Raw genomic sequence first — 11,407 nt, 5'->3', positions numbered from 1 at the left:
CATAAATAATTCTTAACGCCATCCGTGGCTTATTTTTGTTGTATTAGCTGCAGAGCCGTCGCCTAACTATCGGCTCTGGCGTTCCGCTTCGAGTTCGCTACGCGACTCTCGCTCCAGGCTCCGCCACATTTACTTCCGTCACTAAGTTTGCATGCGCAAACTCGCGCCGTCGTAAACGTCGCCAAGCCTTGGTCGTTAAGCGGACATGACTGCAAATTTTCTTTTTATTATTTTTGAAGTTTGGATTTTTGTAAATCCTTTCTAAGACTAATCTAGATTCAATCTATGAGCATCCGTTTTCATCGCACTAGTGGAGCGCTGGCCTGCGATATTGTTTTCTGGTAACCGCTTTAATGCGCTAACCATTACACTAAGAGTAAAATTCAAATGTGCGAATGAAACGGATAGAATATTGTAGACCTTTGCAATTTGTCCGTATTGAATTTTGCTATAATTAGAGAATAGGTACGGGCACTATTGTTGTCCGTGCAGTCACGTCGCTTAACTTCCGGTGCCTCCGCGTCGCTCGGGGCTCACTTCGTGACCCACTCGCTTGGGCTTCGCCACATTCGCTTCCGTCACTTCGTTTGCAGAGCAAACTCATGCCGTTGCGAACGTCGGAGCACCTCGGTCGTTAAGCGAACATGACTGCAAATTTTCTTTTTATTATTTTTGAAGTTTGGATTTTTTGTAAATCCTTTCTTAGACTAATTTAGATTTCAACCATGAGTATCCGTTTTCATCGCACTAGTGGAGCGCTGGCCTGCGATATTGTTTTCTGGTAACCGCTTTAACGCGCTAACCATTTCACTAAGAGTAAATTCAAATGTGCGAATAAAACGGATATAATATTGCAGACATCTACAATCAGTCCGTATTGAATTTTGTTGGAAGTAGAGGTAAGTTTCGGGCACTATTGTTGTCCGTGCAGTCACGTCGCTTAACTTTCGCCTCAGCCGCTACGCTTCGGGATCGCTACGCGACCCTTGCTTGGCCTCCGGCACATTTGCTTCTGTCACTTCGTTTGCATAAGCAAACTCGTGCCATTGCAAACGTCGGCTAGGCTTGGTCGTTAGGCGCAATATCGCGATTTCTTTTATTTTTTATAATATAAGTTTTGAATTTTACCTTAGAGCCGAATCAGGATCCACTTAAGGTTCGACCGCTTTTCACCCTTTTCTTGCCTTATATAGTAGACTAAAGAATTCTGATAATGTTTGGTTTCTTCTGATTTATAGTAACCTTGATATTAAAAGAAACGAAAAGGGTTCGCTACCTTATATTGTGAAAGTGAATTAGTCACTAATTGACTTTTTCGCTAGTAGATGATTTTATAGATTAGGGTTTGGGTGCATCGTGTTAGGAGCGATACTGCTGCCTAACTTTCGCCTCAGCCGCAGCGCTGCGGGATCGCTACGCGACCCTTGCTTGGCCTCCGGCACATTTGCTTCTGTCACTTCGTTTGCATGAGCAAACTCGTGCCATCGCAAACGTCGGCTAGGCTTGGTCGTTAAGCGAACATGACTGCAAATTTCCTTCTATTATTTTTGAAGTTTGGATTTCTTGTGAATCCTTTCTGGTATTAATTTAGAATTCAAAGTATGAGCATCCGTTTCATTGCACTAGTGGAGCGTTGGCCTTGGTTAGTAGTTATGAATAAAGGTCCTAATGCTCTAACCATTTTTGTAAGAGTAAATTAAAATGTGCGAATGAAACGGATGGAATCCTGTAGACATCTACAATCAGTCCGTATTGAATTTTGTTAGAAGTAGAGGGAAGGTTTGGGACACTATTGTTGTCCGTGCAGTCACGTCGCTTAACTTCCGGTGCCTCCGCGCCGCTCGGGACTTGCTTCGCAACCCGCTCGCTTGGGCTTCGCCACATTTGCTTCTGTCACTTCGTTTGCTTGAGCAAACTCGTGCCATCGCAAACGTCGGAGCACCTCGGTCGTTAGGCGGACATCACAATAAATGGACAGTATTCGTAAAATTTCAATGTTTCCTTTATTAAGATTTTTATCCTCTGAGGATCATGGAATGCCAACGGGCTATGATCATCTTGTGATTATAGGAAATGGGGCAGTTAAAAATGGATGGGAACCTGTTTTAAAAACTTTGCGTGAACATGGATGGCGTAGTAGTGAATTTCAATCCCCACTATTTAAGAAGCCAACGCAATTTAATGCAGCACATTGCTTATCAATAATATCTTTTGTATTTCGTATGTTGCGAAATGCCTTTTTTAAAGATCCAAGTAGAATAGATTTTCTGAGCGTTATTCAGGAGATTAACGAATTTAAAGAAGAATTATGTAAAAATTTTAAAGAAGCCGAAAAAGAAAAATCAATTAGCCTACGAAGTGATCTGGCTGAAATCATTAAAAAAATAGGGATAAATAATTCATCCCTGAATACAGGCTATATAACTCTTAATTGGGACGAGTTACTTTGGTCTAGATGCGAGGAATTTCCAAATTTAATACAACTACATGGAAGGGTTGGCCTCCCTTATAGCTTAATATTCCCCACTGAATTATCGATAGACGAAAATATAATCGAGGTTTTGCAAAAGAAGAAAGTTTATGATATCTCTTCCGAACAGCATAGAATGCTTGGGAAGAATAATATTTACAGCGAATTAAGTCGAAACCATTATTGGGCTTTAAATTGGTTTGAAAATGTTAAGAAACTCTTCATTTGGGGCGTTAATTTTAATGAGTACGACTGCGAACTAAATAGTATACTTTTCGTTATGAAAAATGTATCACTTAATGAAATTTATGTTTTGGATACTCAATGTTCGAATCGCGTTGATTTTCTTTCTAAAATAATGAACTTTGACATTACTAAATTTAAGTGTATTCAAGTGAACGATTTGTGACGTCGCCTAACTTTCGGCTTGGCGTTACGCTTCGGGTCGCTTACGCGCCCTCGCTCCAGGCTTCGCCACATTTCGCTTTGTCACTCGTCTTGCTAAGCAAGTCTCGCGCCAAGTGCTTTGCACTCGCGAAACGTCGCCAACCCTTGGTCGTTATGCGCAAAGCTCGCAAAAATACAATTAAAGTGGAAATCTATAAATGAAATTCGAAGAACTTATTGAGACTATTAAGGGGAAATTATACGAAAGAATTTCTCATCCCTTTTTGTTTTCGTTTACTTTCTTTTTCTTCGGAGTTAATTGGCGTTTCTTTTATAAGCTATATTTAGGAGATTCAATTGCGTCAATAGACTCACTGCTACAGACCAATCCAATAGAATATTGTAAACCAGCGCTCTATTCACTTTTTTATGTTCTATTTATTCCTTTACTGTCTCTGTTCTCTGAACCCTATGCGGAATTAGTAAAAACTGGAATATTAAAGGCCAGAAACTATATGCGAAAAAATTGGCAAGAGCATGACATGAAGACAATAGCTGAAATTGAAGAGAAGTATATTCAAGAAATTAATGGTTTAAAAAGTACCATTGGTTCTGAAAGAAGAAATTATTTTAATATCTCGGAATCTTTAAAAGACTGGTATAGAAAAGAGCATGAATTGTCAGACGATACTATCTTACAATTCTATAAATGTTTTCCTGATCTCATGGTTGGTGATATAGCATTGGATCAAAATAAAGAAGCATTACGGGGAGCAGCAAATTCTGGTTGGCCAATCTTGGGAGTTGTGGTTGACAAGCCTGGTTCGGAATATGCCTTCGTGATTGAAAAAGGGATCCTAAAACCGTCAGTTTTAGACATTCGTGAAAAGCAAAATATTAATAAACCAGGTAAATACTGTTTATCAGACGTAAATTTGAGCAGATTGACATTAGTTCCTGATAAAGAGGGAACGTATCACGTTATTGGTGAATTAATGGAAGATGGAACATTTTTAGTTTCAAAAGAATCTCTATCAATACCTAAAAAACGTTAATTTTTTTTGATATACTCGCTCAGCGCATAACTATCGGCTCTGGCGTTGCGCTTCGGGTTGCTTCGCACCCTCGCTCCAGGCTACGCCACATTCGCGTCCGTCACTTCGTTTGCATGAGCAAACTCGCGCCGTTTCGAACGTCGCCAACCCTTGGTCGTTAAGCGAACATGACTGCAAATTTCTTTCTATTATTTTTGAAGTTTGGATTTCTTGTGAATCCATTTTATGACTAATTTAGAATTTAATTTATAAGCATCCGTTTCATTGCACTAGTGGAGCGTTGGCCTTGGTTAGTAGTTATGAATAAAGGTCCTAATGCTCTAACCATTTTTGTAAGAGTAAATTAAAATGTGCGAATGAAACGGATGGAATCCTGTAGACATCTACAATCAGTCCGTATTGAATTTTGTTAGAAGTAGAGGGAAGGTTTGGGACACTATTGTTGTCCGTGCAGTCACGTCGCTTAACTTCCGGTGCCTCCGCGCCGCTCGGGGCTTGCTTCGCAACCCGCTCGCTTGGGCTTCGCCACATTCGCTTCCGTCACTTCGTTTGCATGAGCAAACTCGCGCCGTTGCAAACGTCGGAGCACCTCGGTCGTTAAGCGAACATGACTGCAAATTTTCTTTTTATTATTTTTGAAGTTTGGATTTTTTGTAAATCCTTTCTTAGACTAATTTAGATTTCAACCATGAGTATCCGTTTTCATCGCACTAGTGGAGTGCTGGCCTGCGATATTGTTTTCTGGTAACCGCTTTAACGCGCTAACCATTTCACTAAGAGTAAATTCAAATGTGCGAATGAAACGGATATAATATTGCAGACATCTACAATCAGTCCGTATTGAATTTTGTTGGAAGTAGAGGTAAGTTTCGGGCACTATTGTTGTCCGTGCAGTCACGTCGCTTAACTATCGCCTCAGCCGCTACGCTTCGAGCTGCTTCGCACTCTCGCTCGGCCTGCGGCACATTTGCTTCTGTCACTTCGTTTGCATGAGCAAACTCGTGCCATCGCAAACGTCGGCTAGGCTTGGTCGTTATACGCCATAGCTTAAGAATCTTCCGGTTTAAAAGAAGAAAATACAATTGAAGAATATTCTGATTTACCAAGCATTCATCTAAAATATTTCTTAATTAAATGCTATTTGAATGGGATGACAAAAAGAACTCTTCAAATCTTAAGAAGCACCAAATCTCATTTAAACAAGCTTCTCAAGTTTTTCTAGATAAAGATGCGATCTATATTCCGGATGAAAATCATTCTGAAAATGAAGAAAGATGGCTTGTGCTCGGAAAAATTGAAAATTTTACTATAATCGTGGTTGTTTTTGTAGACAAATCCAATAAAAATGAAGAGAAATTAAGAATAATTTCCGCAAGAAAAGCTGATAAATTGGAAGAAAAAGAATATTTCCAAAGATTAGGCAAAGATTAAGAAATGAAAAAACACTACGACTTCTCTAAAGGTAAAAAAGGTGTCTTTTTTATAAAAGATAAGAGAGATATACATCTTCCAATATACCTCGATGAAGATATTGAAGAATATTTTTCTAAAATTGCTTCTTCTAAGGGCAAAGATATAAATTCAATTATCAACAAAGTCCTTAAGAAAGAACTCGAACTTCAGAAAGAACTTTCCATTTAATTATTAAGCTACGGCGTATAACTATCGGTGCCTCCGCGCCGCTCGGGGCTTGCTTCGCAACCCGCTCGCTTGGGCTTCGCCACATTTGCTTCTGTCACTTCGTTTGCATGAGCAAACTCGTGCCATCGCAAACGTCGGAGCACCTCGGTCGTTAGGCGTAATTGACTTATAATCTCACTCTTGAAATAAAAATATCGAAGGAGACAATAGATATGAGTTTAGATCAAATAAGTTTCAAACCTACTAGAATATATAATTTAGATTATGAATCTTTTCCGGGAGGTCGGAGAATTACTCCGGAAAACGTAGATAATTTTTGGAACGAACATAAAATTCCTGACTCAATTCAGAAAGGGCGGGGTATCTATATATTTGGTTTACGTCTTCCGAATAGTTATATGCCTGCATATGTTGGAAAAACTAAAACAACCTTTAAGACAGAATGCTTTACTCCTCGAAACTTAAATATCTATAACGGCGAAATTATTCGTTATGAAAGAGAATTTAAGCCATTTCTATTTTTCTTAGTAATGGCTAAGTCTAAAGGCCCAGTTAATAATAAAGTTCTACTAGAATTGGAAACATATTTAATAAATTTAGCAGCAGAAAAGAATCCGAATCTAGCGAATATTCGCGGGCTTGATAAAGGTGCACGCTTCATTATTACTGATTTGGGTGGTCGAGGTTTTGGTGCTCCAACTAAGAATGGGAAAGCTTTTAAGCAACTATTCAATTTTTAAAAAGTCAACTACGCCTAACTTTCGGCTTGGCGTTGCGCTTCGGGACGCTTACGCGCCCTCGCTCCAGGCTTCGCCACATTTCGCTTTGTCACTCGTCTTGCAAAGCAAGCCTCGCGCCAAGTGCTTCGCACTCGCGAAACGTCGCCAACCCTTGGTCGTTAGACGCCATCCGTTAAGATAATCCTTGAAAAAGAAGAAACCATGAACTTTACCGAAAATACTTATCTTTACGTTTTTAGCACTATCCCTCAAGTCATTGCTGCAATAATAGGGTTTTCTTCGGCTTTTATTTTATTAAGAATTAATTCTTATGATTCTGGGTTAAAGACTCTCTGTGATCAAGTGATTACAAAACTTGATCACAGATTATTGAATATGCGACGTGAAACGATGGGGTCCGTGGAAAAGAGATTTGACGATATAAGAACGGAATTAACGAAGCTAAATAAGCAAAACAATATTAATCCAATGATCGAAATTTTCGCAAAACTAACGGAACAAGACTATCAAGAAAGTATTGAGGAATTTAGAATAGAACATGAGCGAAAAAGGAAATTTATAGGGAATTATAAAGACCTTGTAATTTGGGGATGTATTCTGCTTATACTCCCTTTAATAGAGCTTCCATTTGCCAATGAACTAACTTCTCATAAATGTTTAGGTCAGTTCTTGATAATAATTACCACATCGTTATCCGTATTATTTTTAATATTGTTTGCAAGATTTTTTGCAAAGAGCATAGATAATTCATCTATATGATGATGGGCGTTTTAATATAATAACGGACGAGCGTCTAACTTTCGCCTCAGCCGCAGCGCTGCGGGATCGCTAAAGCGACCCTTGCTTGGCCTTGCGGCACATTCGCCTCCATCACTGCACTTGCTTACGCAAGTTCGTGCTGTCGCGAACGTCGGCTAGGCTTGGTCGTTATCCGAACATCCGATAAATTTTTTCTTTTTTATTTTCAGGTTAAATATTTTTCTATAGAGCCGTGTAAAATTTTCTGTAGGCTTGGTACGCTCCTGAGATATTCTGGTGCCGAGATTTGGGTTTCATCCTGATAATTAGTTTGCAGGTAATGATTCCGACTGGTGCAGTAAACGGAGCGGGGATTTTGCATCTGAAAGAAGGATGCTACAGCAATGGCAATTTACTGAATTAGGGAATTGCAAACAATTGAATTCACCGTGTTTGGATCGGACGTCGGATAACTTCCGGTGCCTCCGCGCCGCTCGGGGCTCACTTCGTGCCCCGCTCGCTTGGGCTTCGCCACATTTGCTTCCGTCACTGCGCTTGCTTACGCAAGCTCGTGCCGTTGCAAACGTCGGAGCACCTCGGTCGTTAAGCGGACATGACTGCAAATTTTCTTTTTATTATTTTTGAAGTTTGGATTTTTTGTAAATCCTTTCTAAGACTAATGTAGATTCAATCTATGAGCATCCGTTTTCATCGCACTAGCGGAGCGCTGGCCTGCGATATTGTTTTCTGGTAACCGCTTTAATGCGCTAACCATTACACTAAGAGTAAAATTCAAATGTGCGAATGAAACGGATAGAATATTGTAGACCTTTGCAATTTGTCCGTATTGAATTTTGCTATAATTAGAGAATAGGTACGGGCACTATTGTTGTCCGTGCAGTCACGTCGCTTAACTTCCGGTGCCTCCGCGTCGCTCGGGGCTCACTTCGTGACCCTCTCGCTTGGGCTTCGCCACATTCGTTTCCGTCACTTCGTTTGCATTGGCAAACTCGTGCCGTTACGAACGTCGGAGCACCTCGGTCGTTAGGCGACATTTCTGCATAAAATTTTGTAAATAGGAAAAAATAATGTTCAAAAACTTAACTGATTTTTCTTACCAACGTAATTGGAAAGAAGCTCTTATTTTCTACATAGTATGGTTATTAATTATAGTAATATCCTCTGGATTAATTTCTGGTATAGGGATAGGACTATTAAGTATAGTAGGTCTAAAGTTTTTGCCAGACGAGAGCTTTCAACTAGGAGCAAAGATTGGGAACATAGTTGCTGTAGTAGGTTGTCTTTTTATATCATTTATTATCCTGAAGAAGAAAAACCTTCAAACTCATATAGGTTTTATATTGGTTGGCCTCCTTGCAGGTCTTTTGGCGGTCTTTATAGGTGGATTTGGGGGATTAATTCCATGCTCGTATTTAAGCACATTATCCATCGGCAAGGGAAGTGACCAAGTTTAATTTATCAAGTGCAGAAACGCCGCCTAACTATCGCCTCAGCCGCTACGCTTCGAGCTGCTTTGCACTCTCGCTCCGGCCTGCGGCACATTCGCTTCTGTCACTTCGTTTGCATGCGCAAACTCGTGCCATTGCGAACGTCGGCTAGGCTTGGTCGTTATGCGAAATAAAACCCAATATTATTGTTATAGAGGAATTGATTAATTGAAAAGGAAAACTGTATTCTTTGTAGCCACAGCTATTATAACTCTAATGTTTCTATATCCTTTTTTATTTAGAAATTTAGTTTATTTTGGCAAACCAGAAAAGCTCGATCCAAGGCAAATTCCAGGCGAATTAATTACGATAAACAATTCTGATAGAAAAATAAATGCTCATCTGCTTTTAGGAAAAGACCTATCGAAGGGTATAATTATTTTGCTTCATGGGCAAGGGGGAACCATGTATGGGGAAGCAAGGTTCTTTAAACATTTTTATGAACATGGTTATTCCGCTCTTTTAGTAGAATATGCCGGTTTTGGATTATCTAAAGAATATTCACCGAGTGAACTTAAGCTATATGATGATTCAGAAAAAATTATTAAGTATGTTCAGGAGAAGTATAATTTTTCTAAGAAGAAAACAATCTTATGGGGCAGATCGTTGGGCAGTGGGATTGCTTTGGAATTGTCTTTAAGAGATATATCTTCCCATTTAATCCTAGTAACTCCTTACACTTCGTTAGCGGAAGTGGCAAAATACAAATATTCTCGTTTTATTCCCGAATTTCTTATTTTGGACAAGTTTGATAATTTTTCGAAAGCAGCAGAAGTTCAATTACCAACATTAATAATTGGAGCAAAATTAGACACATTAACTCCAGCGCATATGGCTAGCCAATTGAATAAAAAGATTGTTGGTTCAACTTATATGGAACTAACTAATTCTGATCATTTTAATGTTAATGAAAATTTATCTTCTTTGGAATGGACTAAAATAATCTCTTTCTTAGAAAAGATATGAGAAAGAAATATTTGCGGTAGCGGGTTTTACTTCGCATAACTATCGCCTCAGCCGCTACGCTTCGAGCTTGCTTCGCAACTCTCGCTCCGGCCTTGCGGCACATTCGCTTCCATCACTGCACTTGCTTCCGCAAGTTCGTGCTGTCGCGAACGTCGGCTAGGCTTGGTCGTTATGCGCCATAAGTCTGAATATTCAGAGCAAAAGTTATTTACTAAAGATTAGATCGAGTTCGCTAAAACTATGCAACCAAAAGTATTTATTTCCTATAGTTGGACATCTCAACAACATCAAAATACGATAAAAGATTGGGCAGAACAATTGCTCGCAGATGGCGTCGATATTCTTTTTGACCTCTTTGATCTCAGGGAAGGAAATGATAAGTATGCCTACATGGAGAAAATGGTTACTGATCCAAATGTAACACACGTATTAGCCTTTTGTGATAAAAAATATAAAGCTAAGGCTGATTCCAGAGAATCGGGCGTCGGAACGGAATCACAAATTATTTCAAATGAAATATATACTAAAGTAGAGCAGTCGAAATTTATTCCGATCGTATGCGAAAAAGATGAAGAGGGTAATGAATACCTCCCAATCTTCTTTAAAAATCTAATTTGGATCGATTTTTCATCTCCAGAGTTGATTAGTGAAAATTGGGAAAAATTGATTAGACTTTTATACGGAAAACCATTACATGAAAAACCCCAACTCGGAAAACCTCCGCTTTATATAACCCAAGATTCAATAACTCCTTCCTCTCCATTAAAACATAAATTCAATATGTTTAAACAAGCTTTACTGAATGATAAAAGAAATAAGGGTTCATTGAGGGATGACTTCTTGGAGGAAGGTATTAATTATATAGATTTACTAAGAATAAGAAGAGAACCTAATGCGTCTTCATTTGCTGAGAAAATACTAGAAGATTTTAGTAAACTATGTACAGTAAGAAATTCAATTATCGAATGGCTTAATTTAGAATTACAAGTTACCGATCAAGAAGAGTTAGTTGAAATGTTGCTTTCATTTTTAGACAAAATTCTTGAACTAAAGTCCAAGCCGAAAGAAGTTAATAGATGGAGTGAGAATTGGTTTGATGCACATTCAATGTTTGCGAATGAATTATTTTTATATATTGTTGCTTTATTAACCCGAAAGCGATCTTATTTCTTGTTAAAAGCGATTTTTAATAACCCGTATTTAATTCCTGAGACTGAAAGTAGATCTAGATTGTTTGACAATTTTGGTTACTTTTATTCATATTCTGAAACGATTAATCAATACTTAGTTAAAAAAGATAATACAAATTATAATAGTCCTTCTGGTGAAATATTTAAACGCAACGCGAATTCAGAGATTGTTTCGTTTTCGGACTTGATACAAGGTGAATTACTCGTATTACTCATGACCTATCTTAGAGATGATATTCATTGGTACCCTCAAACGTTATTTTACCAGCAATCCGGTTCTAGATTTAATTTTTTTATAATGCTCTCAAAAAAAAGCGAGTTTTCAAAGTTCCAGATACTAATTGATAACCCTGATCCAAAATTGATTAAGGAAGCAGTTTTATCTAAAATTCTCGGAATTCACTTTAATGGGCATATTAGATCTTATATCGTAAATAGCATAACATCCGGATTAAATTTAGAAAATTTAAACACTGTATAAAAAGACTTACGGCGCATAACTTTCGCCTCAGCCGCTGCGCTTCGAGCTGCTTCGCACTCTCGCTCCGGCCTGACGGCACATTTCGCTTTGTCACTCGTCTTGCATGGCAAGTCTCGTGCCAAGTGCTTGTGCACTCGCGAAACGTCGGCTAGGCTTGGTCGTTAAGCGAACATGACTGCAAATTTTCTTTTTATTATTTTTGAAGTTTGGATTTTTTGTAAATCCTTTCTT

At 38.8% G+C, this 11,407-nt stretch carries 9 protein-coding genes; all 9 read left to right on the top strand.

Features of this window, described 5'->3' with window-relative positions:
* Positions 1–1,970 precede the first annotated feature (1,970 nt).
* The 9 genes from CH352_RS18770 to CH352_RS18710 all read left to right on the top strand — a co-directional run bounded on the left by CH352_RS18770 (position 1,971) and on the right by CH352_RS18710 (position 11,176).
* Positions 1,971–2,879, top strand: coding sequence for a hypothetical protein (locus CH352_RS18770; RefSeq protein ID WP_100708286.1), 909 nt, complete (start codon positions 1,971–1,973; stop codon positions 2,877–2,879).
* Between the two features lie 196 nt (positions 2,880–3,075).
* Entirely contained in the window at positions 3,076–3,912 is an 837-nt protein-coding gene (locus CH352_RS18760; protein ID WP_100708284.1) for a hypothetical protein, read from the top strand.
* Positions 3,913–5,046: 1,134 nt separating this feature from the next.
* A complete protein-coding gene (locus CH352_RS18745; protein WP_100708281.1) occupies positions 5,047–5,343 on the top strand; it encodes a BrnT family toxin in 297 nt (98 codons plus the stop codon).
* Between the two features lie 3 nt (positions 5,344–5,346).
* Entirely contained in the window at positions 5,347–5,553 is a 207-nt protein-coding gene (locus CH352_RS18740) for a toxin-antitoxin system, antitoxin component (RefSeq protein WP_100708280.1), read from the top strand.
* A 212-nt stretch (positions 5,554–5,765) separates the two neighbouring features.
* Positions 5,766–6,293 carry a hypothetical protein gene (locus CH352_RS18735; protein ID WP_100708279.1) on the top strand — a complete coding sequence of 176 codons (528 nt, stop codon included), beginning with the start codon at positions 5,766–5,768 and terminating at the stop codon, positions 6,291–6,293.
* Between the two features lie 201 nt (positions 6,294–6,494).
* The gene (locus CH352_RS18730; protein WP_100708278.1) at positions 6,495–7,052 is read left to right on the top strand and encodes a hypothetical protein; all 558 of its coding nucleotides are present in this window, start codon (positions 6,495–6,497) and stop codon (positions 7,050–7,052) included.
* Positions 7,053–8,119: 1,067 nt separating this feature from the next.
* The gene (locus CH352_RS18720; RefSeq protein ID WP_100708277.1) at positions 8,120–8,506 is read left to right on the top strand and encodes a hypothetical protein; all 387 of its coding nucleotides are present in this window, start codon (positions 8,120–8,122) and stop codon (positions 8,504–8,506) included.
* A 201-nt stretch (positions 8,507–8,707) separates the two neighbouring features.
* Complete coding sequence (locus tag CH352_RS18715) at positions 8,708–9,505, top strand: alpha/beta hydrolase (RefSeq protein WP_100708276.1); 798 nt, start codon at positions 8,708–8,710, stop codon at positions 9,503–9,505.
* Positions 9,506–9,745: 240 nt separating this feature from the next.
* Positions 9,746–11,176, top strand: coding sequence for an SEFIR domain-containing protein (locus tag CH352_RS18710; protein ID WP_100708275.1), 1,431 nt, complete (start codon positions 9,746–9,748; stop codon positions 11,174–11,176).
* Positions 11,177–11,407: the final 231 nt, after the last annotated feature.

It is taken from the genome of Leptospira hartskeerlii (assembly GCF_002811475.1).
Lineage (GTDB): Bacteria > Spirochaetota > Leptospiria > Leptospirales > Leptospiraceae > Leptospira_B > Leptospira_B hartskeerlii.
This window is presented reverse-complemented; position numbering and strand designations above follow the sequence as displayed.

Excerpts from the sequence above, each read along its gene's own strand:
- CH352_RS18770 (WP_100708286.1), top strand. The coding sequence starts at position 1,971 with ATGGACAGTATTCGTAAAATTTCAATGTTTCCTTTATTAAGATTTTTA.
- CH352_RS18760 (WP_100708284.1), top strand. The coding sequence starts at position 3,076 with ATGAAATTCGAAGAACTTATTGAGACTATTAAGGGGAAATTATACGAA.
- CH352_RS18745 (WP_100708281.1), top strand. The coding sequence starts at position 5,047 with ATGCTATTTGAATGGGATGACAAAAAGAACTCTTCAAATCTTAAGAAG.
- CH352_RS18740 (WP_100708280.1), top strand. The coding sequence starts at position 5,347 with ATGAAAAAACACTACGACTTCTCTAAAGGTAAAAAAGGTGTCTTTTTT.
- CH352_RS18735 (WP_100708279.1), top strand. The coding sequence starts at position 5,766 with ATGAGTTTAGATCAAATAAGTTTCAAACCTACTAGAATATATAATTTA.
- CH352_RS18730 (WP_100708278.1), top strand. The coding sequence starts at position 6,495 with ATGAACTTTACCGAAAATACTTATCTTTACGTTTTTAGCACTATCCCT.
- CH352_RS18720 (WP_100708277.1), top strand. The coding sequence starts at position 8,120 with ATGTTCAAAAACTTAACTGATTTTTCTTACCAACGTAATTGGAAAGAA.
- CH352_RS18710 (WP_100708275.1), top strand. The coding sequence starts at position 9,746 with ATGCAACCAAAAGTATTTATTTCCTATAGTTGGACATCTCAACAACAT.